Origin of the sequence: Hymenobacter chitinivorans DSM 11115, from assembly GCF_002797555.1 — a bacterium.
GTDB lineage: Bacteria > Bacteroidota > Bacteroidia > Cytophagales > Hymenobacteraceae > Hymenobacter > Hymenobacter chitinivorans.
The window spans coordinates 346,422-372,886 of record NZ_PGFA01000003.1; the positions used below are offsets into that span (position 1 = coordinate 346,422).

A 26,465-nucleotide genomic window follows, 5' to 3' on the forward strand; every position below is an offset into this window, starting at 1 on the left:
GGTTCGGCTTTCCCTACGCATTCAGGGGAGGGGAGTTGCCCATTATATAGATGAAGAGGAATGTTCGCGGTCCTTCCGTAAGCTGAACCGGTGTTTAGGCCTGTCTATCCACTGGGCTAGGCATAAAAACCGCCTGATTTCCGGGCGCTTTCGGGCAGCTAAGCCGGTCTGGTAGACCGCATACCGATGAGATTTCATCCGGAAATTTTCTTGCCTGGCTGCGCTTGCGTCGCCCTGCTACGAATTGTACCGCGCCGCCTGGGTGTAGAGACGCATACTTGCGTCTCAATCGTTGTTTGCTGAGGATTGCGTGAGGGCCTAATCGTTCAACGACGAGACGCAAATATGCGTCTCTACATTGTGCAACGGCCTCTAGAGGCGAACCGCCCTCTATCGGCGCGGGACGCGCGGCGCAGATCCCCTCTGGCGTAGTCGTCACTCGGCAATAGCCGAGCGACTGCCGGAGCGGCCGGACTGAGACCCAACCATTTCAAGCGTAGCCTATTTTCTGAAAAATTGAAAAATAAGCTACGCCTCATGCAGTCCTATTTGGTCATCGAAGGTCAGCGTAAGCAATGGCACCAAGCTGCAAGGTTCGGCCCCTTATTTTGTTACTTTGCTGCTAATACTTCTACTAGATTTTATGGCCAAAAAATACCAGGTTTTCATTAGTTCCACCTTCGATGACCTCAAAGAGCACCGCGATGCAGTAGTGAAGGCCGTGCTCCAACTCGGCCACCTGCCCGTGGGCATGGAGATGTTCAACGCTGGCGATCAAACCCAATGGGAAACCATCAGAAGCTATATCGATAGCTCCGATTACTACCTCGTAGTGCTGGCCCATCGCTACGGCTCAATTGACCCTGGCAGCGGCCTCAGCTACACAGAGCAGGAGTACGACTATGCCGGAGAGCAGGGGATTCCACGTCTAGGATTCGTCATTGATAAGAACGCGCAATGGCCCGCTAGTCAAGTGGAGGCAAAAGCAAAAAAAAAGCTTGATGCTTTCAAAAGCAAGGTTGGCAAAGCCCGAGTTATCAAATTCTGGGATACGACTGATAAGCTGGCTTATCACATTTCGCTTTCGCTCAGTAATGAAATTGCTATCAATCCGCGCACTGGCTGGGTGCGGGCTACAGAAGCAGCTAGCCCGCAGGTAGCAGAGGAATTGGCGCGATTAATCAAAGAAAACAAGAAATTCCAAGCACAAATAGCCGAAAGCCAGCTCAATAGTAAAATAGATGTTTTGAAAAAAGTAATCAGCGAAACATATATTACTTCAGATAAAGACCATGCTGTTAAAGTAAATCTATACGAAGTATTTATGGCTGTTAGCTCGTTACAGCCAGACGCAAGCAAAGGTGGTATATCAAACGAAATTGATAAAAATAAAGGGAGGGACGATAATTTTTACAATGCCATTGAAAACGCACTAAAAGAATTGGTGCGTTTAGGATTGACAACCACCGAAACAATGTCCTCAAACCAGCCTGGTCTGTCGCAGTGGAAAGAAATCTTTGCTTATGACGTGTGGAAATTGACTGAAAAAGGCTCAGAACTTTACACTTTAATTCGCTATTCTCATCTTAAGTAACTTCACCTAGCTCTGGCCACTGCCGTCCTACGCTCCCGATGAAAAGCCCAAAACTCCACCCATGTACCCCGGTGCGCCTGCTGCGGCTAACAGCTCGGCCAGCCGGTTAGGACCATAGTGCAGCAGCAGGTTCCACTGGAATAGGTGCGTCGCTACCGGTCAGCGGATAACTACAGCACTGGGTGTAGAAAACCTCGACTAAAGTAGATTTATATTCTACACACCCTGTAGAATATAAATCTATTTTAGTCGAGGTTTTCTACACTTTTCTCCCATGCCCCGTCCCGCAAATCACTCCTCGTCCCTGTTTGCGCAGGTCCGCGCGTATTTTGGCCTTACCCAGCACCAGCTGGCCGAATTTCTGGGGGTGCCGGGGTCACAGGTCAGCCACCTCGAAGCCGGCCGCCGCCGGCCCAGTCTAGCCCTACTCGATGCCCTGGCGCCCCTGACCCAGCAGATGCCCGACGAGCCCGCGCCGGCTCCTGCCGTGCCCGAGGGCCAGCTCGCGGCCGGCCCCTTGCAGGAGCGGCTGCGGTACTGCCGCTGGCGGGCCACTAACCTGCGCTACGAAATGCTGCCCCTGGAAGCCCGGGCGGCGGTGGCCGCCCGCTGGGCCCGGGCCCTGCCCGCGCTGCTGGCCCCGCTGCCCAAGGCCGACGCCCTGGCCCCGCCCGTGCTCGATGCCACGCCGGCCGGGCAGGCAGCCTACCGGCAGTGGTTTCAGCGCTGCTGGCTCGATACCCGACCCACTGCCCTGGACCCCGAGGCCCTGGCCCAGTGGCACCTGCTGCGGCTGCGGGCCGAGGCCCTGGAAACCGAAGCTGCGGCCCTGGAAAAGCTGCTGGCCCCAGCCCCAAAATAAATAGGGGCTGGGGCTTGGGCCAGTCGAGCTTGCCGGCTACATTTAAGCACTATCCCTCGTGCCCGGCCCCTGGCCCGGGCGGGTCGTCGTGGCCGCTCCGCCCAATTAGTACTCAATTCGTTACGCCTTATTGCACTATGCCGCCCCGCACTGCTGGTCGGTCAGGCTTTTGGGAATAGGCCTGTCTTATTTTCTACTGTTTAACCCCTTTTTGTATGCCTGCTAACCCCATTACTTTCCTGAAGTCCCGCGCCGAGTGCGACGCCGTTCTGGCCACCCTGGCCCTGAAGCTGCGAACCTACCAGCACCGCGACTACAACGCCACTTTCGCCGACGAAACCGACGAACTGCGCACCGCCAGCACGGCCACCCGCCTGGCCAAAGCCGCCGCCGCCGTGGAGCGCTACACCCAGGACCTGGCCGACCCTGACCTCACCAAAACCGAGTGGACGCGCATCAAGCAAGCCCTGATTACGGCCACTGCCCAGCGCGACCGGCTCGAACTGGCCGTCACCGACGATACCGGCGCCGACGCCTACCTGGCCGATGTGGACGACGACCTGCTGGACGGGCAAGTGGCCATCCTGCTGGCCGCCCAAAAAGCCGTCACCGACCACCGCGCCACCTTAGCGGCGTGATGCCCGCGCTCCTATGATTTGAAAGGCGGCCCGCCACGAGGGGCCGCCTTTTTTGTGGCTGTACCGCGACGAAAAAGCCGCTCGGCGGGGCTAGTCTGGCCGCGCCGCCGCGCCAGGAGCCAGCCTCGGGCCCCGGGTAAAAAGCTCCCAACCGTGTAAACTGGCCGGCCGGGGTATTACTTTCGGGTATGTCCACGCTTCTTCTCGACCAGCCCGTTCCCGTGTATCCCCTCACGCCGCAGCAAACGCCCGGCAGCGGCTTGCTTCAGCTGGCCCGGGCGCAAGGACAGCAGCCGGCATTCCGGCAAAACATGCTGCGGCCCCACCGCAAGGACTATTACCACCTGGTGTTCGTGCAGCGGGGCGGTAGCCGGCACTGGGTGGATATGACGCCCTACGTGCTGAAAGAAAATGCGCTGTACTTCTCGGCCCCCGGCCAGCTGCAGCTGAAAGAAAAGCTGCTGCCGCTGTGGGGGTTCAGCCTGGCCTTTACCCGCGAGTTTCTGGCCTTGCAGCCCAACGCGGCCCTGGCGCAGCTGCCGCTGCTGCGCAACCCCCAGAACGGCCACGAGCTGCTCCTGGCGCCGGCCGACGTCGCCTTCGTGGAAGACCTCTTCACCAAGCTCGAAGCCGAGTACCAGCAGCCCGGCGAGTGGCAGCAGCCCATGCTCACGGCCCACCTCACCGTGCTGCTCACCTACCTCAGCCGGCTCTACACGGCGCAGTTTCCGGGCGACGAGCCCTCGGCCGACCAGCTGCTGCTCCAGAGGTACCGGGCCCGGATTGAGGAGTGCTTCCGCGAGCGGCACGAGGTAAGCGCCTATGCGGCCCTACTCCACATCTCGGCCGGGCACCTGAGCGAGGTGGTGAAAGCCCAGAGCGGCAAGCCGGCCATTGCCCACATTCAGGAGCGCCTGGTACTGGAAGCCCGGCGCCTGCTGTTCCACACCCCGCAGTCGGTGAAGGAAATTGCCTTCGACCTGGGCTTTGCCGATGCTTCTTACTTCAGCCGCTTCTTCAAGCGCGAAACCGGCCTCACCCCGGCCGAGTACCGCGCCAGCAGCCGCGAAATGTACCCGTGATGCCGACGAATGTGCCACAATGACGCTACTAGGGCCCGGTAGCTTTGTGCTGTTCAACCAAGCACCACATTTCCATGAAGAAAGCATTGATTACCGGAGCCAACAAAAGCATCGGTTTTGAAGCCGCCCGCCTGCTCCTGCAACAGGGCTATTACGTGTACCTCGGTAGCCGCGACCTCTCCAACGGTCAGCAAGCCGTGGCCCGGCTGCATGCCGAAGGCCTCACCCAGGTAGAGCCCATCCAGCTCGACGTAGCCGACGCCGCCTCGGTAAAAGCCGCCCGGGAAACCGTCGGCCAGCACACCACCGTCCTCGACGTGCTCATCAACAACGCCGGCATCAACGGCGGCATGCCGCAGTCGGCCCTCACCGCCGAACCCAGTCAGTTTAAAAAGGTGTTCGACACCAACTTCTTTGGCGTAATAGCCGTCACGCAGGCCTTTCTCGACCTGTTGCGCGAGTCGCCGGAGCCCCGCATCGTGAACGTCAGCTCGGCCCAGGGCTCCCTGACCCTGCACAGCGACCCGGCCCACGGGTACAAGTACTACGACCACAAAGCGGCCGTGTACCACTCCTCCAAGTCGGCCCTCAACATGTACACCATCAACCTGGCCTACGAGCTGCGCGACACCCCCTTCAAAGTGAATGCCGTGGACCCGGGCTTCGTCGCCACCGATTTCAACGGCCACCGCGGCACCGGCACCGTGCAGGAAGCCGGCGCCCGGGTCGTGAAGTACGCCCTGCTGGACGCCCACGGCCCGACCGGCAAGTTCGTCAGCGAGGAATACAACCCCGAAACCGGCGAAATCCCCTGGTAAACGCGGTCAGTGTGATTGAAGCTAGCTTCTAACCAACGCCAGAACTGACAATACCCCGTGTGAAAAACGACAAGAGGCCAAAGCCCCCGTAGCTTCAGCCTCTTGTCGTTTGTGCGTGCTTCGTTCATGTTGCTTACGCGGCGCTGCCGGAAACGGCAAACTGCACCCGGGCCTCAAAAATATTGTCTTCCTCACGCAACAGCAGCCGGGCTCCGTGCAGCTCCGCAATGCGGCTACTGAGCCACAAGCCCAGGCCGGCCCCGTCGCTGAGCACGTCGGCCTGGTAGTAGGCCGAGGTCAGCCGGCTCAAGTCGCCCAGGGAATGAGGCAGGGGGTTGCGGACGGCGGCAAACAGGCCCGCGGAACCCGGCTCCCGGCCCACGACGACCTGCACGGCTGCCCCCGGCGGCGCATGGCGCATGGCATTTTCCAGCAGGTTCAGCAGCACCGTCGTCAGCTTGTCGGCATCGGCCAGCACCTGATAGGAAGCAACCTGTTCGTCGAAGAGCAGCTCCAGCGGCCGGCCCGCAGTCCGGAAGCGGGGCAGGAGCCGGTCGGTGGCCGCCAGTACCAGCTCATCGAGCAGCACGGGGTGCAGGTGCAGGGGCAAAGCCTCGGCCCCGAGGCGGCTGACCAGCAGGAAGTCATCGACCAAGCGGCTCAGCCGCCGGATTTCTTCGAGCTGCCCGCTCAGTTGCTGGTGGTTGGCGGCCGGCAGGGCGGGGTCGAGCAGGGTCACGGCCAAGCCGGTGTGCAACGTCGCCAGCGGGGTACGCAGCTCGTGGGCGGCGGCGGCCAGAAAGTTGTCCTGGAGCTGGGCTCCTTCGCGCAGGCGCCGCAGCATGGCGTTCAGCGCTTCGGCCAGTTCCTGTACTTCGTCGTAGGTGGCGGGCACGGGCAGAGACACGGCGTCCCGGGCCGTAGCCACCGCCCGCGCTGCCTGGGCCATGCGCCGCAACGGCCGCAGCACCACGTTGCCCAGGGCCAGGGCCAGCACTACGGCCAGCAGCAGGCTGCCCAGGGCCGTGAGCAGCAGCCCCTGCCGCACCTGGGCCAGCTCGGTGTGCAGGGCCGTATCGGGGTGGGCCAACCACAGCTCCAGGTGGTCGTCGGGGCGCAGAATCATGGTGCGCTGTACCCGCACCCGCCGCCAGCCCTCCGTTGTGAAACCGGGCCAGCCCGCCGAGCGGAATATTTCCAGCGGCGGGGCGCCCGGGGCCACGTAGCGCACCAGGATACGCTCGTCGAGCTGGTCGGGCAGGGGCACCACGGGCCGGTCGTTGCCTAGCTCGGTACGGTTTAGCAGCAGCGTGGCACGGGCCTGCAGGCGGGCGTCGTCGGCGCGGCTTAGCACCTGGCGCAGGTGCAGGTACTGGTAGCCCCCGGCCAGCCCGGTGGTGAGCCCTACTACTAGGGCCAGGGCCAGAAACAGGCTGGTGCGCAAAGAAAGCGGGCGGCGCAGCATGGGCATTACAGGGAAGCCGTGGGGCTGCCTACCAGGCGGTAGCCATGGCCCACCACCGTTTCGAGCAGGGGCGGCCGGTCGGGGAAGGCGCGGTCCAGCTTGCGGCGCAGCTGGGAAATGTGCACCTCAATAACGTTGGAGCCCATGTCGAAGTCCACGTCCCAGACCTTTTCGGCAATACGGGTTTTGGTGACGACGCGCCCGGCGTTGCGCAGCAGCAAGTCGAGCAGGGCAAACTCCCGGTTGGTGAGCGTGAGTGGCTGTCCGGCCCGCGTCACCGAGCGGTGAATTGGGTCCAGCTCCAGGTCGGCGAGGCGGAGCACGGCGGCTTCCGGGCTGCCGCGCTTGCGCTCCACGGCCCGCAGCCGGGCCAGCAGCTCGTCGAACTCAAAGGGCTTGCGCAGGTAGTCTACCGCCCCGGCGTCGAGCCCCCGGATAACGTGGGGGGTGTCGGACAAGGCACTGAGGATGATGACCGGCACGCCGTCGAGGCCGAACTCGCGCAGGTTGCGCAGCACCTCGAAGCCGTTCTGGCCGGGCAGCATCAAGTCGAGCAGGATAACGTCGTAGCTAGTAGTGGCGGCCCGCTCCAGGCCTTCGGGGCCGGTGGCGGCTACGTCGGCCACGTGGCCGGCCTGCACCAGACCCTGTTGCACAAAGCCGGCCAGGCGGGCCTCATCCTCAATGAGCAGAATTCGCATGGGCAGCGAAGCTAAGCAAATGCACGCAAGGCCTACTACCCGGGCGGGTGGTAGGCCTTGCTTAGGCTAGTTGATGAGAAACTGGACGTTGTCCACGGTAAGGGTCAGGGCATGAATGCGGCGCAGCTTATCAGCGGCCACGGCCCCGCGGTGCAGCTCCAGGGGCAGGCCGGTAGCCTGCAGCGTGGTGCCGGTCTTGAGCTTGTCGGCCAGCTGCACACCCACGTGGGGCGGCACGGTCAGCAGGGTCTGGTCGGCCAGCATAATGGCCCGCAGGTGGCCCTGCCGGTCGTTGCGCAGGGCCGTAATGCGGCCTTCCACCGCTACCGGCTTGCGCTTGCCCACCGGGGGCAGGGGCGGGGCCGGCGGGGGTGGGGGCGGCGTCATGGGTGGCTCACCAGGCGTCTGGCCGGGCACCGGCGGGGCGGGCGGCGGAGGTGGCGGCAGGGCCATGACCAAGGTTTTCTTGCCGAGCTTGACGCTCACCAATTCCCGGCGGGCACCTCCTTCCTGGAGCTGGTGCTGCGTGGTGGTGAAATGGATGCTCTGCCCGGGCTTGATTACGGTCATCAGGGACTCGGCCAGGTCGGGCAGGAAGTGCACCGAGTCCTGGGTGCCGCCGGCCTGGTAGATGAAGCCGTCGTAGAGGCCTTCGGGGTTGGCCGTGTAGCGTAGCAGCGTGCCCGAGCGTTCCTGGGTGGCCAGGGCCGGCGGGGAAGGGTGGCGGGGCTTCTGGGCCAGGGCCTTGGGTAGGGGGCCGGCCAGCAGGAGCAGGAGCAACGGTAAGAAGTGGACTGATTTAAGCATACAAGCGAGAAGCTAATAACTGGGCTTGTTCCCAATCGATACTTCAAAGGTGCCGGGCGTACCTAACGACGGGCTGAAGCTCACATTAATTTTTCTTCAGGTGCCGCCGCCCATTTCGCCCTTGCTCACCACTTCCTGAAAATGACGTACACCGCCGCCACCAGCAGCCCGAAGCCCACTAAGTGGTTCCAGCCCAGCTTGTCGGTTTTGAATACGTAGACGGCGCAGAGCGTGAAGACCGTCAGACTCACCACTTCCTGAATCACCTTGAGCTGAAACAGGCTGAAGGGGCCGCCGTTTTCCTCGAAACCCAGGCGGTTGGCGGGCACCTGAAACACGTACTCGAAGAAGGCCAAGCCCCAACTGATGAGAATCACGCCCACCAGGCCCAGGCCGTGCAGCCAGGTGATTTTCTTGAACTGCAGGTGCCCGTACCAGGCGAAGGTCATGAACAGGTTGGAGATGGTGAGCAGCAGGATGGTGTAGAAACCTTTCATAGGAGCAGCATACAAAGAATAGTGCGCAGTACGAGTTTGGAGCGGGCCGGGTGCCGACTCCTGGCCCAAGGACCGTTGCCAGATAAGCAGGCCGGGAATGGGCGGCTGCTTAGCCCAGCATTCCACCCCCTGCTGTAAGGGCCACAAAGCCGAGCAGCAGCAGCAAAAGTACCAGGATGAAGGTGAGCAGCTGGGCCCAGTTATAGGGTCCGTCTTTACGGGGAAAGTCCCGATTGAGCCAGCGGAAGTTGTAGAGGCCGGCGGCCAGCAGGCCAAACAGCAAAAGCATAACAGCCCGGTGCCAGCTGATTTCTACCGTTTTCAGTCGCAGCCATTCCGGGTACGTCAAATTCCGGTTGCCATAGCCGGGGAAAAGAATTTGCAGCAGCAGCCCATACAGGCTTTTGTTAAATATCAGTAGTACCAATAGCCCCCATAGGAAAGCCAGGCGCAGCTTGGTGCGAGTCAGGAAGTGCATGAGCAGCGTCGTGGGGGTAACTGGGCCGCCGGCTTAGCCGAGCGGAATTAACCGGCTTGGAAAGGTAGCAAAAGCGCCCGGCCTGCGCGTGGGCTGGGTTTACGGAGCCCCGAAAGTAGCTACCTTGGCGGCGTTATGGCCCTTGCTCCCCGTCCTGCTCCCTCGAAGCCCGCCAGTCCGCTCGACCCGGGCATTGGCGTCAACTTTGGCCAGCCCACGCGCCGGGCCATCAACCACGACGGCTCCTTCAACGTGCGCCGCCGTAGTAGCCAGGCCCACGTGCGCGACCTGTACCAGGAGCTGATTACCATGGACTGGCTGCCGTTTCTGGGTTTGGTCTTCAGCGGACTTACTCTGGTCAACCTGCTGTTTGCGGCCGGCTACCTGTGGCTGGGCCTGGAGCACCTGAGCGGCACGGCCACGCTCACCCACATTCCGCCGTTTCTGCAGGCATTTTTCTTTAGCGTCCAAACCTTCACCACCGTGGGCTACGGCGGCATTGCCCCCAACAGCATCGGGACCGGGCTGCTGGCCAGCGCCGAGGCCATGACCGGCCTGCTGATGGCGGCCCTGGCCACGGGCCTGCTCTACGGGCGGTTTTCGCGGCCCCGGGCGGGCATCCTCTTCAGCCGCACCGCCCTGATTACGACCCGCCCCAACGGTCAGGCTAGCCTGCAGTTTCGGGTGGCCAACCGCCACCGCAGCACCCTGGTGGAGCTGCGGGCCCGGGTGCTGCTGCAGTTCACCGACCCCGACGGCAACCGCAGCTACCACAACCTGATTCTGGAGCGCGACTCGGTGTATTTCTTTCCCCTGAACTGGACCATTGCCCACGACATCACTCCGGAAAGCCCCCTGCACGGCCTCACCCAGCAGGATTTGACGGCCCGCTACGCCGAAATTCTGATTTCCCTGAAGGGCTACGACGACACCTTTGCTCAGGACGTGCACGCCCGCAACTCCTACCGCTTCGACGAGCTGGAGTGGAACCGCCGCTACGTGCGCGCCTACGACATCGAGGACGACGGCGTGGTGGTGCTGGACCTGGACCGGCTGCACGAAACCGAGGCCGTGTAGCGGGTGCGGGGCCAAAGGGGGGCGGCGCCGAGCAACTGCCCAGCCGCCCGACCGTCGACAAACCCCGGCCGGAGTGGCTGGTTGTAGAAGGGGAAAAGCGGAAAACGGAACATCTTTCCCTAGCTTGCTCCGATTCTGCCTGGCCGCTGACCCGCTGCGCGGCGGCAGTAAACTGAACATCATACAGCTGATGTGGTTGTGGTGGCCTTTACCCGGCAGTTATTCTTAGTTCTACTAGCTTGTCCTCATTCACCGTTCTTGTTACTGGCTGCGCCGGCTTCATCGGCTCCCACTTGTGCGAGCGGCTGCTGCGCGAGGGCTACCGCGTGGTGGGCCTCGACAACTTTGACCCCTTCTACCCGCGGGCGGTGAAGGAGCAGAATATGGCCGCTTTTGCCGAACACCCGCACTTCACCTTCTACGAAGCCGACCTGCGCCAGGGTCCCGCCGCCCTGCCCCCGGTACCGGTCGAGGTAGTGGTGCACCTGGCGGCCAAGGCCGGCGTGGGCCCCTCGGTGCAACAGCCGGCGGCGTACGTGGAAAACAACGTCATGGGCACGCTGCACTTGCTCGAGTGGATGCGGCAGCAGGGCGTCAATAAGCTGTTTTTCGCCTCGTCGTCGTCGGTGTACGGCAACTCTACCGAGAAGCCCTTCCGGGAAGATCTGAACCCGCTGGCCACCTGCATTTCGCCCTACGCGGCCAGCAAATTGGCCGGCGAGGAGCTGGTCCACACCTACCATCACCTCTACCAGCTCGACGCGCTGAACGCCCGGTTTTTCACCGTGTACGGCCCGCGCCAGCGCCCCGATTTGGCCATTCACAAGTTTGCGCGCCTGCTGCGCGCCAGCCAGCCCATTCCGGTATTCGGCGACGGCAGCACGGCCCGCGACTATACCTTCGTGGCCGATACCGTAGACGGTATTGTGCGCGGGGTGCGCTACCTGCTCAGCCACACCGGCGTGTTCGAAACCGTGAACCTGGGCAACAGCCGACCCATCCCGCTCCTGGAGCTCATCGAGGCTGTGGGGCAGGCTGTGGGCATCGCGCCCGAGCTGCGCTTCGAGCCCCTGCAGGCCGGCGACGTCGACATCACCTTCGCCGATATCCGTAAAGCCCAGACTCTGCTCGGCTACGCGCCCCACACTAGCCTGACCGAGGGCCTGCGCCAGTTCGTAGCCTGGCTGCCCGTAGTGGAGGTGGTGTGAGGAGGAGTAGCTACGGAATAGCCTGCACAGAAGCAAACCCTACTTTGGCTAGCACGTGAGTCAGCGCTTAAGCACGTATTTATGGGTTGGGGTAATCGGGTTTCTGCTGCTAGGTTGTGGCAAAGAGTCGTACCACGCGGCAAAAGCACGCCTAAGAGTTCCTGTTCCGCATCACAGCAGGCATTTTCGTAATGCACCGCGGCGGGAATACGTTCTGCTGGAGGATGCCTGTACCTGCCGCCCCAAGCTGTTTCGGCAGTTTGCGGCGCAGTATCGGGCCCTGAAGTCCGGCCCGCCGTTTAAAAAGCCTTTTGTTTCAGCCTTGACTATTCAGCCAATAGTCAACTCCACCAACTGTAATGGCCTGTACTACTTCTACCACACCCAGCTGCACAACGCCAAATGGCGCGGAAACCCGGTTTTTTCGCACCCAGTATTCATCATTAGCGGTGATTCACTCCACATTCTGTCAGCGGATACGCTGCGCAACCAACGGCTGTTAGAGTCCTTGCGGGGCCAGCTTTTGTATGATAGTCTGGTAAGCTACCGCCGGATAATATCCCTGGGTAAAGTCTTTATAGAGTACTAGTACCCCGGCTTTGACAGAAAAAACAAGGCCCGCTGCGCCGAGGACGCAGCGGGCCTTGTCAGCCTAGCGGATTCACCTACGGCGTCGTTTTCACCGCGCTGCTTGTCGTCGTTTCCAGGCCCCAGTTGCGGCCTTTTTCCACGGCGGGTACGCCGCGCTCCAGCCACACCGGGGCGGGGGCACCCTTGAGGTAGTGGTCGAAGAACTGTAGTTCCCGCACCGAAATATCCTTGCGGTTTTCGCGCTTCACCAGGTTGTGGGCCTCGCCGTTGTACTGCAGCAGCCACACGGGCTTGCCCAGGCGGCGCAAATCGGTGAACATTTCGATGCCCTGGTACCATGGCACGGCCCCGTCGGCATCATTCGACATAATTACCACCGGCGTCTGGACCTTAGGCAACTGGAACAGGGGTGAGTTCCTGATGTAGCGGTCCGTCTGGTCCCAGAGCGTGCCGCCGATGCGGCTCTGGGTGTGCTCGTACTGAAACTGCCGGCTCATACCCGATTCCCAGCGGATGCCGCCGTAGGCCGAGGTCATGTTCACCACCGGGGCACCAGCCCAGGCCGCAGCGTACATGTTGGTCTGGGTGATGAGGTAGGCCACCTGGTAGCCGCCCCAGCTCTGGCCCTGCAGGCCGATGTGGGCCGCGTCCACCCAGCTGTTTTTCTTCAAATCCTCCACGCCGGAGTTGATGAACTCCACTGCCGACGGGCCCGGCTCCCCGATGGTGTAGCTGATGTCGGGAGTGAAAACCAGGTAGCCGTTGCTGGCAAACATGGCAATGTCGAGGCGGGAAGGCGTGGGGGCCGGGGCCGTGTACTTATACAGGCCGTCGGAAAGCTTTTCGTAGAAATACACCACCATCGGGTACTTCTTGGCCGGGTCGAAGTTCTCGGGCTTGTACAGCACGCCGGTGGCCTTGTAGCCCTTGGGCGTGGTCCAGTGCACGAGGTCGGCCGTAAACCAGTTGTAGTCCTTCTGCTGGGCGTTGATGCTGCTCAGCTTGATTTCCTTTTTCAAGTCCCGGCTCACGTACAAATCGGGCGAGGCACTCACGTTCGACTTGGTGTAGATAAAGGCGTCGCCCTTTTTGGCCTGCATCAGGTTGGAATAGCCGAAGGGCGCCATTACCAGGGCCTCGGGGGCTTTCAGGCTGCTGATGCCCTTGCGGGAGTAGCCCCACTGCTTGGTTGTCTCGTTCTGCACCAGCAGCAGTAGCTCGTCCTTGGGCTCGATAAACTTCTTTTTCTCGACCGGAATCGTGTAGCGGAAAATCTGCTTGGTGCTGCGGCCCACGCCGTTCGTGAAATTCACGGCCGCGCCGGTTTTGGGGTCTACTTTCCAGATGTCGTACCGGTCGTAGAGCAGTACGGCCGCATCGTCCTTGGTCCAGGCGGCCAGGCCGTAGGGCTGCGGGTCGTCGGGCGAGTCGTTTTCCTCATCCGTAAACGACACGTTGAGCTTGCCGGTCAGATTCACGGTTTTGCGGCCGTCCACGGCGTAGGCAAACCAGTTCTTGCCCACGTAGTCGTACCAGGTCACGTACTTGCCGTCGGGCGACATCTGGAACCGGCTCTTGGCGGCCTTTGGGTTAACAGCCACCCGCTCCCCGCTCACCGTCGATACCAAATAGGCCTGCTTGAGCGTGGTGCCTTCCCACTGCATCGAGACTCGCTTGCCGGTGTCCGTCACGGCCAGAATGTACTCGGCGTTGGTATTTTCGGGCAGGAAGGAGTCGCGCAGGTACTCGTCTTCCAGCTGCACAAACTTGCCGTCTTTCCTGGGGTAGATAACCGCTAAGTAATTGCGCTGCAAGTCCTTTTTCAGCGTTTTAAGCTGCATCGGCTGCAGGTAGTCGTCCTTGTAGTTCCAGATGTCGAGCTTGGCCGTCTCGAAGTCTACAATCGTGGTGTCCTGCGGAATCGGGTCGGGGGCCGTGCCGAAAAACAGCTTCTCGCCGTTCTTGCTGAACGAAACCTTACCAAAGCCGCTCGGCGACCAGCCCTTGCGCAGGGGCGTCGCGCCCGGCTTCAGCAGCACCCGGGCCGAGTCGGCACCCAAATCAGAATAGTACAGGCTAAAGGGCTTGACCAGGGCTTTTTCCGGGTGCTTCTCGGCCGTGAAAGCCACCTGCTTGCCGGCCTCGTCGAAGGCAATGTTCTTATACACGCCCTTGCTGGCGCTGACCAGCTTGGCCGTGCCCGAGGCCACGTCCAGCACGTACAGGCCCGATTTCACGTCCTTGTTGCCCTTGGGCGCCACCACCGCAAAGCCCACCTTGTTGCCGGGCTTGCTCACCTGGTATTCCGTCACGAAGTCAAACGTGCTGGTCTTGCCCGTCAGCAGGCTTACCACCGTCAGCGGGGCGCCTTCCTTCTTGGCTTCGAGCAGCTGGTCGGTGAGCTTCTTGATGGTGTCGGTCGGGACCTTTTTGGCCGCGTCCTTCACCGGCAGCCGTTCCCCCAGAAACGCCAGCACCGCCGCGTCTTCGGCCAGCTGAAACGACTTCACGTTGGGGTACTTCACCAGCTTATTGCCCGCCACGGTATACACGCCCAGGGAGTCCTTGGGCATGTCGGCGGGCTTTTTCTTCTTGATCTTGGCCTGGCGTACCACGTGGTACTGGGGCCGGATGCTGAAGACGGCAAACTTGGAGTCGGCCGTAAACTGGGCCGAGTCGCCGCGGCTCACCTGGCGCAGGGTTTCGTTGGTGGCCGTCTTGAGGTAGAGCGTGCCGTCGCCCTGCTGGGGCTTCACCTGAAACAGCACGTACTTGCCGTTCTGGCTGATTTTCTGGTTGGCCACGCTCTGCCACTGGTCGTACACCGAGTGGTCGAGGGGCTTTTTCGGGGTTTGCTGGGCAACGGCGGGCTGCAGGAAAGCCAGGCCGGCCAGCAAGGCAAACGGTTTATACATCAATAGAAGCGTAGCCCTGAAAAAGCAGGGAAGGTTGGGTTTCAGCAAAAGAAGGAAAAGCCGCCCGGTGGTTGCAGCCGGCGGGCGGGACGTTGGTTAGTCTTCGTGGCCCGGAACAGCGGCCTGGGCCGGCGCGTTCTTCAACTCCGCCGATTCTTTGGCCAGGCGTTGCTTCTCGGTTTCGGAAGCCGCGCGGGGCAGCTTGCCCAAATCCGGCTGCCCGGCGTCTACCCAGCAGGTGTACCAGTAGCTGCTCACCAGCTTCACGGCCAGGCGCATCTGCCGCTCCACCTGCCCGTTGAGGCGCTGGTGGTACTCGTTGGTAAAGTCCCGGGAGTAGACGCGCACGGTCTGGTTGCCGCGCTCCTCGAAGCCAAACTTACGGTCCTCGGCAAACTCGGTGGTCAGCTTCCGCTCGAAGCCCAGCACCGAGTCGACGGCGGCGTTGGAGCGGCCCACGGCCTGCCAAATGGTTTCCGTCGGGTTCTTGAGGTACACCGGCTGGCCCACGAAAAAGTCGTAGTTGGCGCTCAGGATTTCCGGCAGCCGACTTTCCCAGAACCCGTGAATGCCACGCTGCCCGGTGAGCTGCCCGTTGTAGTTGTGCGTGGTATGCAGCGGCACGCAGGCGTCGGCAATGTAGTGGCCCATGTCGGCCGAGAGGCTCAGAATCCGGTCGGCATCCCGCTTTTTGAAAGCGTCGGTCAGCTGGTACTTCATTTTCACCACCTGCCAGGGCACGATGCCGTGCTTCATCAAGGAGTCTTCGCCGTATTTGGCAATGGCGTCGGCCCAGTTGTGGGGCAGCTTGGTCAGGGCACTGTCGCCGTACACGTCCACGTCCAGGAAGTGGCGCGGGGCTTCACCGGGCACCACCGAGCGGCGGGAGTCGGGCCGGGTGGCGTTTTCGGTCATATAGTCGATGTTGGCCTTGTAAAACCCGACCATCTCCGGCGGCAGCGTAAACACCGCCAGCCGGTTAATCAGCCGGTGCCCGAAAAACCCCCAGGCCTGGGGCCTTTGGGGTAGCAGCGCCAATACCACTAAAAGCACCAGAGTAAAGGTTTTATGCATAGAGTCGGAGAGAATAATTCATTGTTTATGCTGTTATCATTTCCTCTGTCATCCTGAGCACAGCGAAGGATGACAGAGGAATAGTACGCCCCCTAAGTAACAAAAAAACTCGTCGGTCCGGCGCGCTTTTCTGCGGCCCGACCGACGAGTTCTACTCCTTCACAATAAGTAGCTTAGCGCCGCCCCTGGCCGGCGAAGCGCATGCGGTAGTCGGCATTCACGTCGCCCTTGCTGATGCGGGTGAGCTTGCCCTTGATGAGCTGCTTTTTGAAGCTGGAAATATGGTCTGTGAACAGCACGCCCTCCAGGTGGTCGTACTCGTGCTGAATCACGCGGGCCGTCATGCCCGAGAAGGTTTCCTCGTGCTGCACGCGCTGCTCGTCTTCGTAGCGAATCACGATGGTTTCGTGGCGGTACACGGTTTCGCGTACGCCGGGAATGCTCAGGCATCCTTCTTCAAAGCCCCATTCCTCGCCGGTTTCGCTCACCATTACGGGGTTGATGAAAGCGCGCTTCACCGGCGCTTCGGTCGGGTCAGCTTCCGCCGCGGCTTCTTGGTCCTCCTCGTCTTCGTCCTCGTCGCCCACCATCGGGGCCGAGTCGATTACGAACAGGCGGACGCTCTTGCCAATCTGGGGGGCGGCCAGGCCCACCCCGCTGGCGTGGTACATGGTGGCAAACATATCGTCGATGAGCTGTTTGAGCTCGGCGGCGGGCAAATCGGCGGGAATGTCTTTGGCGCGGGTCTTCAGGACGGGGTCACCGAAGGCAACAATGGGGTAAATCATCGGGATTCGAGGAAAGATTGCAAAATCAGGGTAGCACTCACCTTGTCGACGGTGGCCTTGTCGCGGCGGTCCTTCTTGGACAGCCCGCCGGCCAGCATGGCCGCGTGGGCCATGCGCGAGGTGTAGCGCTCGTCAATTTCGTGGACCGGCACTTCGGGAAAGTCCTTGCGCAGGCGCCGCACCACGCCCACCACGGCGCTGGTCGAGTCGGTAGCTTCGTTCAGCAGCGTCTTGGGCATGCCAATGACCAGGGCCGAAAGCGGCTCGCGGGCGTGCAGGGTTTTGACGTAGGTCAAAAGGTCCTGGCTGTGAATGGTTTCGAGCGGCGTGGCAATGAGCTGGAGCGGATCCGTGACGGCCAGTCCGACTCGCTTGTGCCCGTAGTCAATGGCAAGGATGCGTCCCATGGAAAGCGTGAAAATGACGGCAACCGGAGCATACGCCCCGGCCACTGGGCAAAGATACGATAGCCCGCAAGATTGGTGGCATTAGCCGCCGCCCCGCGGCAACTGCGTTAGGCTCGCGCGGCCACCTGCCCAACCCGTCAGAAGCCAAGTTCGTCTAAATCCGTGGGCCTTCGAAAAATGCTAGATTTATCTTTGTGCTTCAGCTGTTTAAGCGCGAAGCCCATTTGGAGAATTACGAGTCTGTGTTGGTGAATATAGTTCTTAATTAAGAACAAATTGCACTGATATTGGAAAATGCTCATGGTTCTATGTTAGCCCGTGGTTTCTTGGAAAAGTTTTAATAGTTTTGGAAGCTTACCGCTACTCAACATCTTCATTTATCGTCCGAACTTCTACTCTCTCAGTCGCTTATGAACGTTGAGCCAAACGATGCTCAGGCGCCCATTCCGGTAAGCTCGCCGGCCGCTGCCCCCCGCAACTCGCGGGCCCAGGTGCGGCAGCCGCTGTTGCTGGCCGTGGTGCTGGCCTGTGGTATTTTGCTGGGAGCAAATCCGTTTCGGCCTTCCGACCAAAACCCCGACGGCACGGCCCGGGGCTACCTAAAGTTCAAAGAAATCCTGAGCTACGTGGACCGCGACTACGTGGACTCCGTGGATGCTGAGGCCCTGTCCGACTACGCCATCAGCCGCATGCTGGAGCGCCTCGACCCGCACTCGGTCTTTATTCCGGCCCGGCAGCAGCAGCAGGCTTCGGCCTTTTTGCAAAGCGACTTCGACGGCGTGGGCGTGGAGTTCAACATTTTCCGTGACACCGTAACCGTCGTTTCGCCCTTGAGCGGCGGACCCGCCGAGCAGGCCGGCTTGCAGCCCGGCGACCGAATCCTGGCCGTGAACGACGAGGCCGTATCGGGCGTGCACATCACCACCGAGCAGATGTTTGGCAAGCTGCGCGGCCCCCGCAGCAGCAAGGTGCAGCTGCTGGTGCAGCGCCGCCACCAGGCCAAGCCCCTGAGTGTACTTGTGACCCGCAACCGGATTCCAAACAGCTCGGTGGACGTGGCCTACATGGTCGACAACGAAACCGGCTATATCAAGGTCAGCCGCTTTGCCAGCGGCACCTACGACGAGTTCAAGCAGGCCCTCGGCGACCTGCGCCGCCAGGGCCTGACCCGCCTCGTGCTCGACTTGCGCGGCAACCCCGGCGGCTACCTCGACCGGGCCACCAAGCTGGCCGACGAGTTTATCGGCGGCACCAAGAAAATCGTGTACACCGACGGCAAAGGCGACGTGTACGACACCCAGACCTACTCCCGCACCTTGGGCGAGTTTGAGGAAGGCCCCCTGGTGGTACTCGTGGACGAAGGCAGCGCCTCGGCCGCGGAAGTGGTAGCCGGCGCCCTGCAGGACCACGACCGGGCCCTGGTAGTCGGCCGCCGCACCTTCGGCAAGGGCCTCGTGCAGCAGCCCATTGCCCTCAACGACGGCTCGGAGCTGCGCCTGACCATTGCCCGCTACTACACGCCCTCGGGCCGCTCGATTCAGAAGTCGTACCGCGGTGGTTACGAGGAGTACGAGAAGGAGCTGGCCCAGCGCCAGAAGCACGGCGAGTATTTCCACGCCGACAGCATCCACTTCGCCGACTCGCTGCGCTACCGCACCGATAAGGGCCGCACCGTGTATGGCGGCGGCGGCATTATGCCCGACCTGTTTGTGCCCCGCGACACGTCGGCCTACTCACCATACTACACCCGCCTGCAGAGCCACAACCTGGTGCGGGAGTTTGCCCTGAACTTCTACCAGGACCACAAAGCCGAGCTCGAAGGCCTGCGCTTTGAGCAATTCAACAGCACGTTCCGCATTTCGGATGCCCAGCTGCAGGCCCTGGCCGCCCAGGCTGCCCACGACGGGGTGCCCGCCGATGCCGCCGGCCTGAAGCGCTGCTCGGTGCTGCTCAAAGACCAGCTCAAGGCTCTGATTGCCCGCAGCGCCTACGGCAAAACGGCCTACTACCAGGTACTGCGCGACCAGGACGCGGAGTTGCAGCAGGCCCTGCGCGCCCTCGGCGACAATGGCACCACGCTGCTGGGCCTGCTGAAGTAGGCTGGCCCTAATCAAGCAAACCAAAACCGCCCCGGACTTCCAGCTGGAAATCCGGGGCGGTTTTGGTTTGCTTGCCGGGCAAGAATCCGAAAGATGCGGGTGGCTTTCCGACTGCAGAAACCGAAGCGGGTCCTGGGCTGCTGGCCGCAACCAGTAAACCCAGGACCCGCTTCGGTTCGGGGCAGAGCCGCCGCTTACTTGCCCGTTTGGGTCACATCGTGGTAGCGGAACTGCTTGTCGATGGAAGTGAAGGGCTTGCCGTCGACTTCGGCGTAGGGGTAGATGAAGTAGTTGAGGGCCAGACCCTGCTGACGCGGGGCCAGGGTCAGGTCCCGGCCCCGGGTAAACTCGACGCGGTTTTCGTCGTGGGCCCCGAAGAAGTAGTTGCGGCGCGACGGGTCCTTGGCCGCCTCGGAAGCGTCGACGGGCACCCAGCCGGTGGCTTTGGTATAGAACTCGGCCCAGCAGTGGTAGCCTTTCACCTCGCCCTCACCCCGCTCGGTGGGCAGCGGGAAGCCGATGCTGAAGCGAGCCGGAATGCCCACGGCCCGGCAGTAGCCGATGAACACGGCGTGGAAGTCGGTGCAGTTGCCGCGGCGGGCGTCGCAGGCGTAGTAGATGTCGCCGCGGCCCCAGCCCTGGCCGGTTTTGTCGTACTTGACGGTGCTGACCACGTGGTTATAGATGGCCTGCGCTTTTTCGAGGTCGGTTTTAGCCTTGGCCTTGGCCACCACTTCCTGGGCCCAGAGCCGGATTTTGTCGTCGAGGGGCACGAGTTGGTCGGCCTGCAGCCAGCGCTGCATGTCGGGGTCGGCAGCTTCTTTCTCCTTTTTGCCGCCGGCCTCGGGCACCAGCACCGGGTTTTTGTGCTCGCGCCGGGTGGCCTCAAACTTCATGCTGACCGAAAAGCTGGTGGGCTCGGGGCTGAGCACGCGCAGGTGGAGCACCTTGTTGCCGTGGGCCGCGTCGAGCAGCTCGTAGGGGTAGGGAGCGGTGATGACCAGATTCTTGATGTCCTGGGACTTATCGGAGTGCGGTACCGGAATCCAGAGGTCGGTTTCCTTGGCCTGAGCCGGCAAATCCTTAACCGTAGCAGTGTATTCGAAGGCAAACGTGCGGGCCCGCACCGGCACCGTACTCACCGGCGACTTGCCGTTCCAGGACAGCAGGGTGCCGGCCAGCAGCAGCAATGAAAAGGCTTTGGGCAGCGAAGAGGAGAAGGACACTAGAAAAGTACTAAAAGTGGAATAGCCGTAGAATGCCAGTTACTGACAGCCGCAAAGGTACGCAGCCAACGGTAGCTGCTAAGACACCTGGACCAGGAAGAGAATTCATTTCCAGGGATATTGTTTCCCACTTCGGCCCGCTGGCCGGCTCGGGCCGTACGTAAACCCCAGAGCCCGGCCGCCGGCTTTTGGCCCGTAGTGCTTACCTTCACCAACCGGAACCCACCCGTTTTCCCACCCGAAAAATTCCCTTTGTATGGCCTACTACCATCGTATCGGTCAGATTCCGCACAAGCGCCACACCCAGTTTCGCCAGCCCGACGGCTCGCTCTACTCCGAGCAGCTGGTGGGCACCCTGGGCTTTCACGGCGTCTCGTCGCTGCTCTACCACATTCACCCGCCCACCCAAATTAAGAAGGTCGGCGAGCCGGTGCCCTACGCGCCCAAGCTGCTCAAAGACCGGCCCCTGGAGCCCAGCCACCTGCGCACCCTGAGCCAGACCACCACCGGCGGCGACTACCTGCAGGCCCGCCAAACGCTGATCGGCAACGCCGACGTGACCATGAGCATCTGCAACCCCACGGAGCGGCGCATGGACTACTACTACAAGAATGCCCTGGCCGACGAGGTGATTTTCGTGCACGAGGGCAGCGGGGAGCTGTGGAGCCAGCTGGGCATCGTGCGCTTCGAGCCCGGCGACTACGTCGTAATTCCGCGCACCATCATTCACCAGCTCCACTTCGATGAGGGACCGGTGCGGCTGCTCATCATCGAGTCGTTCAGCCCCGTCGAAACCTGCCGGCGCTACCGCAACCACTTTGGGCAGCTGCTGGAACACTCGCCCTACTGCGAGCGGGACATCCGCCCGCCCCACCAGCTCATTACCGGCGATGTGCGCGAGTCGGGCGACTACCTGGTCAAGATCAAGAAGGAAGGCTATTTGCACCAGCTCACCTACGGCCACTCGCCCTTCGACGTGGTGGGCTGGGACGGATATTTCTACCCCTACGCCTTCAGTATTCATGATTTTGAGCCGATAACGGGCCGCATTCACCAGCCCCCACCCGTGCACCAGACCTTTGAGGCGCACAACTTCGTCATCTGCTCCTTCGTGCCCCGCCTGTTCGACTACCACCCCGACAGCATCCCGGCGCCCTACAACCACAGCAACGTGGACTCCGACGAGGTGCTGTACTACGTGGCCGGCAATTTTATGTCGCGCAAGGGTATTGATCTGGCCTCGTTTACGGTGCATCCCAGCGGCATTCCGCACGGGCCGCACCCGGGCACGGTGGAAGCCAGCATCGGCAAAAAAGAAACCCGCGAGCTGGCCGTCATGGTCGACACGTTCCGGCCCTTGTACCTGACCGAAGCGGCCCTGCCTTACCTGGATGAGAAGTACCCGATGAGCTGGAACCCCGACTTCAAGCACGAGCCGCCCCGCTCGGCCGACATGATGGACTAGCTGCGGCAGCCGCCGAAAAGTACTATCTTCCGCTACTGCCGCCCCCGGCACTAAAGCAGGGCCGGGGGCGTTAGGCGTTTTCTACTCTCCCTCCAACCTTCACTGCAACAATCGACTAGCATGAAAAAAGTCCTTCTGATGGCCCCGCTGTTTCTGCTGCTGGGCTTTATGAGCTGCAAGAAAATCCAGCAGCTGCTGACCTTCGAAATCTCGACTTCCCAGAACATCAAGGTCCCGGCCAGCTCGGCCTTTATTCCCACGCCCGTGGTGCTGCCCGTGCCCGTGGCAGTGAATGCCAGCGAGACCTTCAAGAACAACAACACCAGCGCCGACCTGGTCAAGGACGTGTCGTTGAGCAAACTCTCGCTCACCATCACCGACCCCCAGGCCGAGAATTTTGACTTCCTGAGCAAAATCAAAATCTCCATCGGCACCGACCAGAACGACATCGTGCCCCTGGCCTACCTCGACGCTGTGCCCAAGGGCGTGTCCAGCATCGAGCTGACTTCCAGCGGCACCAAGCTCGATAAGTACATCAAGGCGCCCAGCTACACGCTCTACACCGAGGCCACGGTAAACCGCTCCATTGCCCGCGAAATCACCGTGCGCGCCGATTCCAAGTTTAAAGTAACCGCCGACCCGCTGTAAATCCCCGGATTGGACGAGTAGCAACAAGGGCCGCTGGTTTCAGCGGCCCTTGTTGCGTTTTTAGGAAATTGAGTCGGAGTGTCAGCAGCTAAAGCTTGCGCTGCGAGCTTAGTGCAGCACCGTCACGCGGCGGTGCAGGCTTTGGGTGCCAATCTTGACGTCGAGCAGATAGATGCCCGCCGGCAGATCCTGCACGGGCACGGTGAACTGCTGGTGGCCGGCCGGTAGCGTCTGGTGCAAGGCCGTGCGCAGCAGCTGGCCGGTGGTGGTGCGCAGCTCCACGTGGGTCAGGGCCGCGGCGGGCAGGTCCAGGGCCAGGTGCAGGGTGTGGCTGGCCGGGTTGGGGTAGGTTTGGAGCATGAGCTCGGGCAGGGCGCCCCGGCCTTTGGCGGCCAGCACCGTCACGTCAATCAGGGCCGTCCAGACGCTGAGCTGGGTATTATCGAGGCGGGTCCAGACGGGGCGCACCACGTTGTCGTGGGCCGTAATGTTGGTGTAGTCGCCGAAGAAGGTGCCTTCGTTGGGCAGAAACGGACTTTGGCTGAGGCGGAAGTTCTGGAAAGTCAGGCCCCCGTCGGTGCTGCGGGCCCCGTACACGTCGGTGCGGGTGTCAGGGTAGCTGCGCCGGTCGTAGAAGACAAACCAGAGGTAGCCGGTTTTCTGGTCTACCGTCATCCAGGTGAAAAACTGGTGCCGGCCCGGCGGGTCGTTGTTCACGCGCACCGGGGCGCCCCAGGTTTGGCCGCCGTCGGTGCTGCGGGCCAGCCACACGTCGGTGTCGGAGGGGCCGTTGCGCTGGTCGCTCCAGTTCACGTACAGGTTGCCGCGGTAGGGGCCGGGGCTCAGGTCGCAGGCCGTGACGGGCAGGCCGTTGGCGCGGGAAATGCCCGGAATGGCGTAATCCCAGCCGCCGGGCTGGCTCACGATGGTGCGCTCCTTGGGCAGCCAGGTCAGGCCCCGGTCGAGGCTGCGGTTGAAGACGATGCCCCGGGGCCCGGCCCAGGCCGAGTACACTTCCCCGTTGGGGCCCACGGCCGGCACGGCGCCTTCCACGGTGGCGTCCTCATCCACCGCGTCGCCGCCGTAGAAGCTGATGCGCTGGGGCGTACTCCAGGTCTGGGCCTGGTCCAGGGATTTGGAGAACAGAATCCGGGTACTGTCGCGGGTGCTAAGGCTGCCGTAGTTGTCGAATTCGGTCCAAGTGGCGTACAGGGCGTTGGTTTTGGGGTCTACCACCACCCATTCCTTGTCCTGCTGCTTGGGCGGGTTCAGGGCAAAGTAGCTCCGGTAGCTCAGGGGCTGACTGGCCGCTGCGGTGCGCTGCACCAGCAGCCGGTCGATAAACGGAAACGAGTAGGAAGTGGCCCCGGGGTTGGAGAGGTGGAAATAGTAGAACGCGCCCGTGGTATCGGCCACCACGCACGGGTCGCCCCACACCGAGTAGGGCGAGGTCAGGGTGCGCCAGCTCCAGGTGCGGCCCCCGTCCTGGGAGGTGTACTGGTTGTTGAGGTTGGCCCCGGCAATCAGCTGCTGGGTATTTTTGGGGTTGATAGCAATGCTCGTCTCGTTGGGCGAGTTCTGCACGCTAATCAGCACGTTGGGATGCTGGGACTGGGCGTGCAGGACCGAGGTAGAAAGGCCGACCCCGGCCCAGGTAAAGAATACAGCTGCACGCATCGGCAGAGGGTTATTTCAAAGAGTTATAATAGTCGGCCAGCCGGACGACGTCCTGCACCTGCTCGTACTGCAGATTGTTGCTCGTTGCATAGGTCTCTACTTCTTTGGCCCGGCTACCAAACAGCTTCAGCACATTCCGTTTGGCTAAAGACAACGGCTGCAAGGGCGCCGCTGGTCCCGCGCCGGCCAGCACCTCCTGGATTACCACGCGGCGGGCCTTTCTGATTTCGACCTGCAGAACGGGGTGGATATCCGCCGGCTGATCCACGAATACGTGGTGGAAGGCAATGGTTATCGGTCCGGCGGCTTCGGCCGTCAGCACTTCCACAAACTCCCGGTCGGAGCCGGTGCCGCGACACAAGCGGGTGAAAAACCGGCGGCTCTGCTGGCCCTGCCCTAAAGTAAAGCCCCGGAGGCTGCCGGGCGGAAACACCCGAAAGCCCCCGGCCGAGTCTTGTACTTCGAGCAGGCCGTGGGCCACGTTGTAGCGGGCTTCCCGCACCTGCCGCTTGGTGTTACCCACCGTGAGCAGCTCGGCCGGCTGCCAGATCGGCACCAGGTAGGCCTCCGGAGAGCGGGCCGCTTCTTCCGCCAGGGCCTTCAAGCGGCCCGGGTCGTTTGCTCGCAGGTAAACGGTAGTAGCCACCTCCTCGTAGGTGCGTCCCCACTGGGCCCAGGCCGAGAAGGTGTGCAGGCATAAGCCCAGCAACAGAAGTTTTTTCATAGTGATAAATGGCTGCCCTACCGGTTGCGGCCGTACTGCTCGTGCGAGCTGACCCAGTCGGAGGAGGAAATGGCCGAGCCCAGGCTCAGCTCCCCGGCCAGCACCACGCCGGCCACGATTTCGGCAAACTTATTCACCGTGCCCCGGCCCACGCAGCCCAGCATGCGCAGGCACTCGTTCTGGGTGGCCAGGCCGGTGCCGCCGCCGTGGGTAGCCACAATCAGGGACGGAATGGTGATGCTCAGGTACAGGTCGCCGTCCTTGGTGACTTCCGAGTAGAGGATGCCCGCCGACGATTCCGACACGTTGGCCACGTCCTGGCCGGTGGCAATGAAGAGGGCCGTAATGCCGTTGGCCGAGTGGGCGCCGTTGTTGTTGGCCCCCGAGAGAAAGGCTCCCACGTTGCTCACCTGCCCGTGGTAGGCCAGCTGCTCGGGCGTCACGCGCATGCGCTGCTGGAGCACGTCGCGCTGCACCACGGCCTCGGCCACCACGCGCTTGCCGCGGGTGCGCATCACGTTGATCTGGCTGGCTTTCTTGTCGGTGGCGAAGTTCGATTCGAGGTAGAAATGGCGGATGGGGGCACCCTTGTAGTTTTCCAGAATCCAGGAGCAGGCGGCAAACGTGGCCCGGCCCACCATGTTCTGGCCCGCCGCGTCGCCGGTGCTGTAGTTGAAGCGCAGGTAGGCAAACTTGTTGCTCAAATAGGTGTCGATGTACTGGAGCTTGGCCACGCGGGAGGTGCTTTCGGCCTCGGGCCGGATCCGCTCGATTTCCTGCTCCACCCACTTGCCGAAGTCCCGGGCCCCGCGGGCGTCGTCGAACACGAACACCGGGGCCCGCTGCATGGCGTCGCCGATGACGGTGCACTTGACGCCCCCGCAGAGGTTGAGCACCTGAATGCCGCGGTTGTAGCTGGCTACCAACGTGCCTTCGGTGGTGGCCATCGGAATCAGGAACTCGCCCTGGGCGTGCTCCCCGTTGACGGTCAGCGGCCCGGCCAGGCCCACCGGAATCTGGGCCACGCCGGTGAAATGCTCGCAGTTGCCCTGCAGGTCATGGGCATCGAAGGAATAGTGCTTCAGGTGCTTGAACTCCTGGCCCGAAAACTCCTCGGCGAAGCGCTGCCGGGCCTGAATGGCGGCCTCGGAGTAGTCGTCCTGGTCCTGGCGCGGAATGCGGGTGCGGCCCGTGGGCAGGTTCACAATGGCATCTTCCACCTCCACGTTCAGGTCGCCAAACGGGTCGGCCGAGAACTGCACGGCCACGGTGTGAATGCCTTCCTTGAGCTGCTCGGTGACCAGGTGAAAGGTAGCGGCCTGGCCCACGGGCAGCTCGTAGCCCGCACTGTCGGCGTTGAAGACGGTGGCCGGCCGCACGTCGCCGTTGCCGAAATCCAGGGCAATCTGCTCCACGCCTAGGCGCTGCCCATCAATCAGCACCGAGTCGATGCGGGTGATGCGCACCGTGTCGAGGCGGTTCTTGATGCTGAAGGCCACGCCCTCGGGCGTGTTGTGCAGGCTGCCGCGGGTGTAGAGCAGCTTCAGGAGCATGGGGCTGGGCGTAAAGATCATAGGGCGCTGGCGGATGGGGTTCGGTGGGGAATATGGCGGGAGTAAAGTGC

At 62.1% G+C, this 26,465-nt stretch carries 24 protein-coding genes; 11 read left to right on the plus strand and 13 right to left on the minus strand.

The window, feature by feature from the left end:
- Window positions 1–643: 643 nt before the first annotated feature.
- From CLV45_RS18380 to CLV45_RS18400, 5 genes are all read left to right on the plus strand, one after another.
- The gene (locus CLV45_RS18380; RefSeq protein ID WP_100337936.1) at window positions 644–1,594 is read left to right on the plus strand and encodes a DUF4062 domain-containing protein; all 951 of its coding nucleotides are present in this window, start codon (window positions 644–646) and stop codon (window positions 1,592–1,594) included.
- Window positions 1,595–1,868: 274 nt separating this feature from the next.
- Entirely contained in the window at window positions 1,869–2,456 is a 588-nt protein-coding gene (locus tag CLV45_RS18385) for a helix-turn-helix domain-containing protein (RefSeq protein WP_100337937.1), read from the plus strand.
- A gap of 215 nt (window positions 2,457–2,671) precedes the next feature.
- Window positions 2,672–3,094: a hypothetical protein gene (locus CLV45_RS18390; RefSeq protein WP_100337938.1), complete on the plus strand. Its 423-nt coding sequence runs from the start codon at window positions 2,672–2,674 to the stop codon at window positions 3,092–3,094.
- Between the two features lie 188 nt (window positions 3,095–3,282).
- Entirely contained in the window at window positions 3,283–4,176 is an 894-nt protein-coding gene (locus CLV45_RS18395; RefSeq protein WP_100337939.1) for a helix-turn-helix domain-containing protein, read from the plus strand.
- A gap of 74 nt (window positions 4,177–4,250) precedes the next feature.
- Entirely contained in the window at window positions 4,251–4,994 is a 744-nt protein-coding gene (locus CLV45_RS18400; RefSeq protein WP_100337940.1) for an SDR family oxidoreductase, read from the plus strand.
- A 133-nt stretch (window positions 4,995–5,127) separates the two neighbouring features.
- Here the strand turns inward: CLV45_RS18400 and CLV45_RS18405 are convergent, their stop codons facing one another.
- The 5 genes from CLV45_RS18405 to CLV45_RS25020 form a co-directional block, all read right to left on the minus strand.
- The gene (locus CLV45_RS18405; protein ID WP_170061895.1) at window positions 5,128–6,459 is read right to left on the minus strand and encodes a sensor histidine kinase; all 1,332 of its coding nucleotides are present in this window, start codon (window positions 6,457–6,459) and stop codon (window positions 5,128–5,130) included.
- A gap of 5 nt (window positions 6,460–6,464) precedes the next feature.
- Window positions 6,465–7,160 carry a response regulator transcription factor gene (locus CLV45_RS18410; RefSeq protein ID WP_100337942.1) on the minus strand — a complete coding sequence of 232 codons (696 nt, stop codon included), beginning with the start codon at window positions 7,158–7,160 and terminating at the stop codon, window positions 6,465–6,467.
- Window positions 7,161–7,226: 66 nt separating this feature from the next.
- The gene (locus tag CLV45_RS18415) at window positions 7,227–7,967 is read right to left on the minus strand and encodes a hypothetical protein (RefSeq protein WP_157807637.1); all 741 of its coding nucleotides are present in this window, start codon (window positions 7,965–7,967) and stop codon (window positions 7,227–7,229) included.
- A gap of 125 nt (window positions 7,968–8,092) precedes the next feature.
- On the minus strand, window positions 8,093–8,464 hold the full coding sequence (locus tag CLV45_RS18420) for a DMT family protein (protein ID WP_100337944.1): 372 nt from the start codon (window positions 8,462–8,464) through the stop codon (window positions 8,093–8,095).
- A gap of 109 nt (window positions 8,465–8,573) precedes the next feature.
- The gene (locus tag CLV45_RS25020; RefSeq protein ID WP_157807638.1) at window positions 8,574–8,753 is read right to left on the minus strand and encodes a hypothetical protein; all 180 of its coding nucleotides are present in this window, start codon (window positions 8,751–8,753) and stop codon (window positions 8,574–8,576) included.
- Between the two features lie 324 nt (window positions 8,754–9,077).
- Here CLV45_RS25020 and CLV45_RS18430 point away from each other — a divergent pair, with 324 nt between their 5' ends.
- The 3 genes from CLV45_RS18430 to CLV45_RS25025 all read left to right on the plus strand — a co-directional run bounded on the left by CLV45_RS18430 (window position 9,078) and on the right by CLV45_RS25025 (window position 11,816).
- A complete protein-coding gene (locus CLV45_RS18430; protein WP_100337946.1) occupies window positions 9,078–10,019 on the plus strand; it encodes an ion channel in 942 nt (313 codons plus the stop codon).
- A gap of 239 nt (window positions 10,020–10,258) precedes the next feature.
- On the plus strand, window positions 10,259–11,227 hold the full coding sequence (locus CLV45_RS18435; RefSeq protein WP_100337947.1) for a GDP-mannose 4,6-dehydratase: 969 nt from the start codon (window positions 10,259–10,261) through the stop codon (window positions 11,225–11,227).
- Between the two features lie 55 nt (window positions 11,228–11,282).
- The gene (locus CLV45_RS25025; RefSeq protein WP_157807639.1) at window positions 11,283–11,816 is read left to right on the plus strand and encodes a hypothetical protein; all 534 of its coding nucleotides are present in this window, start codon (window positions 11,283–11,285) and stop codon (window positions 11,814–11,816) included.
- Between the two features lie 76 nt (window positions 11,817–11,892).
- Here CLV45_RS25025 and CLV45_RS18445 read toward each other — a convergent pair whose 3' ends face one another.
- From CLV45_RS18445 to ruvX, 4 genes are all read right to left on the minus strand, one after another.
- Window positions 11,893–14,733, minus strand: coding sequence for a S9 family peptidase (locus tag CLV45_RS18445; protein WP_100337949.1), 2,841 nt, complete (start codon window positions 14,731–14,733; stop codon window positions 11,893–11,895).
- Window positions 14,734–14,829: 96 nt separating this feature from the next.
- Window positions 14,830–15,807, minus strand: a complete 978-nt coding sequence (locus tag CLV45_RS18450; RefSeq protein WP_100337950.1) for a zinc dependent phospholipase C family protein — start codon at window positions 15,805–15,807, stop codon at window positions 14,830–14,832.
- Between the two features lie 173 nt (window positions 15,808–15,980).
- On the minus strand, window positions 15,981–16,595 hold the full coding sequence (def, locus tag CLV45_RS18455) for a peptide deformylase (RefSeq protein ID WP_100337951.1): 615 nt from the start codon (window positions 16,593–16,595) through the stop codon (window positions 15,981–15,983).
- Entirely contained in the window at window positions 16,592–17,002 is a 411-nt protein-coding gene (gene ruvX, locus CLV45_RS18460; RefSeq protein WP_100337952.1) for a Holliday junction resolvase RuvX, read from the minus strand. Before ruvX ends, def begins: the two co-directional genes overlap by 4 nt.
- A 410-nt stretch (window positions 17,003–17,412) precedes the next feature.
- Here ruvX and CLV45_RS18465 point away from each other — a divergent pair, with 410 nt between their 5' ends.
- Window positions 17,413–19,101, plus strand: coding sequence for a S41 family peptidase (locus CLV45_RS18465; RefSeq protein ID WP_100337953.1), 1,689 nt, complete (start codon window positions 17,413–17,415; stop codon window positions 19,099–19,101).
- Window positions 19,102–19,295: 194 nt separating this feature from the next.
- On the opposite strand, the gene CLV45_RS18470 is transcribed toward CLV45_RS18465, so the two are convergent.
- A complete protein-coding gene (locus CLV45_RS18470) occupies window positions 19,296–20,327 on the minus strand; it encodes a transglutaminase-like domain-containing protein (RefSeq protein WP_245882914.1) in 1,032 nt (343 codons plus the stop codon).
- A 256-nt stretch (window positions 20,328–20,583) separates the two neighbouring features.
- Between CLV45_RS18470 and CLV45_RS18475 the strand changes: the two genes are divergently transcribed.
- Together CLV45_RS18475 and CLV45_RS18480 are read left to right on the plus strand one after the other, a co-directional pair.
- The gene (locus CLV45_RS18475) at window positions 20,584–21,792 is read left to right on the plus strand and encodes a homogentisate 1,2-dioxygenase (protein WP_100337954.1); all 1,209 of its coding nucleotides are present in this window, start codon (window positions 20,584–20,586) and stop codon (window positions 21,790–21,792) included.
- Window positions 21,793–21,912: 120 nt separating this feature from the next.
- Window positions 21,913–22,440 carry a hypothetical protein gene (locus CLV45_RS18480; protein WP_100337955.1) on the plus strand — a complete coding sequence of 176 codons (528 nt, stop codon included), beginning with the start codon at window positions 21,913–21,915 and terminating at the stop codon, window positions 22,438–22,440.
- A 108-nt stretch (window positions 22,441–22,548) separates the two neighbouring features.
- Here the strand turns inward: CLV45_RS18480 and CLV45_RS18485 are convergent, their stop codons facing one another.
- Genes CLV45_RS18485 through CLV45_RS18495 form a run of 3 tightly spaced genes read right to left on the minus strand, consistent with a single transcriptional unit; the run spans window position 22,549 to window position 26,415 of the window.
- The gene (locus CLV45_RS18485) at window positions 22,549–24,117 is read right to left on the minus strand and encodes a T9SS type A sorting domain-containing protein (RefSeq protein WP_100337956.1); all 1,569 of its coding nucleotides are present in this window, start codon (window positions 24,115–24,117) and stop codon (window positions 22,549–22,551) included.
- A gap of 10 nt (window positions 24,118–24,127) precedes the next feature.
- Window positions 24,128–24,841 (minus strand): hypothetical protein, encoded by a 714-nt coding sequence (locus tag CLV45_RS18490; protein ID WP_100337957.1) that lies wholly within the window; start codon window positions 24,839–24,841, stop codon window positions 24,128–24,130.
- Between the two features lie 17 nt (window positions 24,842–24,858).
- Window positions 24,859–26,415 carry a hydroxymethylglutaryl-CoA reductase gene (locus CLV45_RS18495; RefSeq protein ID WP_211289970.1) on the minus strand — a complete coding sequence of 519 codons (1,557 nt, stop codon included), beginning with the start codon at window positions 26,413–26,415 and terminating at the stop codon, window positions 24,859–24,861.
- Between the last annotated feature and the right edge of the window lie 50 nt (window positions 26,416–26,465).

Coding starts and splice junctions, on each gene's coding strand:
- CLV45_RS18380 (WP_100337936.1), top strand. CDS start 644: ATGGCCAAAAAATACCAGGTTTTCATTAGTTCCACCTTCGATGACCTC.
- CLV45_RS18385 (WP_100337937.1), top strand. CDS start 1,869: ATGCCCCGTCCCGCAAATCACTCCTCGTCCCTGTTTGCGCAGGTCCGC.
- CLV45_RS18390 (WP_100337938.1), top strand. CDS start 2,672: ATGCCTGCTAACCCCATTACTTTCCTGAAGTCCCGCGCCGAGTGCGAC.
- CLV45_RS18395 (WP_100337939.1), top strand. CDS start 3,283: ATGTCCACGCTTCTTCTCGACCAGCCCGTTCCCGTGTATCCCCTCACG.
- CLV45_RS18400 (WP_100337940.1), top strand. CDS start 4,251: ATGAAGAAAGCATTGATTACCGGAGCCAACAAAAGCATCGGTTTTGAA.
- CLV45_RS18405 (WP_170061895.1), bottom strand. CDS start 6,459: ATGCTGCGCCGCCCGCTTTCTTTGCGCACCAGCCTGTTTCTGGCCCTG.
- CLV45_RS18410 (WP_100337942.1), bottom strand. CDS start 7,160: ATGCGAATTCTGCTCATTGAGGATGAGGCCCGCCTGGCCGGCTTTGTG.
- CLV45_RS18415 (WP_157807637.1), bottom strand. CDS start 7,967: ATGCTTAAATCAGTCCACTTCTTACCGTTGCTCCTGCTCCTGCTGGCC.
- CLV45_RS18420 (WP_100337944.1), bottom strand. CDS start 8,464: ATGAAAGGTTTCTACACCATCCTGCTGCTCACCATCTCCAACCTGTTC.
- CLV45_RS25020 (WP_157807638.1), bottom strand. CDS start 8,753: ATGCTTTTGCTGTTTGGCCTGCTGGCCGCCGGCCTCTACAACTTCCGC.
- CLV45_RS18430 (WP_100337946.1), top strand. CDS start 9,078: ATGGCCCTTGCTCCCCGTCCTGCTCCCTCGAAGCCCGCCAGTCCGCTC.
- CLV45_RS18445 (WP_100337949.1), bottom strand. CDS start 14,733: ATGTATAAACCGTTTGCCTTGCTGGCCGGCCTGGCTTTCCTGCAGCCC.
- CLV45_RS18450 (WP_100337950.1), bottom strand. CDS start 15,807: ATGCATAAAACCTTTACTCTGGTGCTTTTAGTGGTATTGGCGCTGCTA.
- def (WP_100337951.1), bottom strand. CDS start 16,595: ATGATTTACCCCATTGTTGCCTTCGGTGACCCCGTCCTGAAGACCCGC.
- ruvX (WP_100337952.1), bottom strand. CDS start 17,002: ATGGGACGCATCCTTGCCATTGACTACGGGCACAAGCGAGTCGGACTG.
- CLV45_RS18465 (WP_100337953.1), top strand. CDS start 17,413: ATGAACGTTGAGCCAAACGATGCTCAGGCGCCCATTCCGGTAAGCTCG.
- CLV45_RS18475 (WP_100337954.1), top strand. CDS start 20,584: ATGGCCTACTACCATCGTATCGGTCAGATTCCGCACAAGCGCCACACC.
- CLV45_RS18480 (WP_100337955.1), top strand. CDS start 21,913: ATGAAAAAAGTCCTTCTGATGGCCCCGCTGTTTCTGCTGCTGGGCTTT.
- CLV45_RS18485 (WP_100337956.1), bottom strand. CDS start 24,117: ATGCGTGCAGCTGTATTCTTTACCTGGGCCGGGGTCGGCCTTTCTACC.
- CLV45_RS18490 (WP_100337957.1), bottom strand. CDS start 24,841: ATGAAAAAACTTCTGTTGCTGGGCTTATGCCTGCACACCTTCTCGGCC.
- CLV45_RS18495 (WP_211289970.1), bottom strand. CDS start 26,415: ATGATCTTTACGCCCAGCCCCATGCTCCTGAAGCTGCTCTACACCCGC.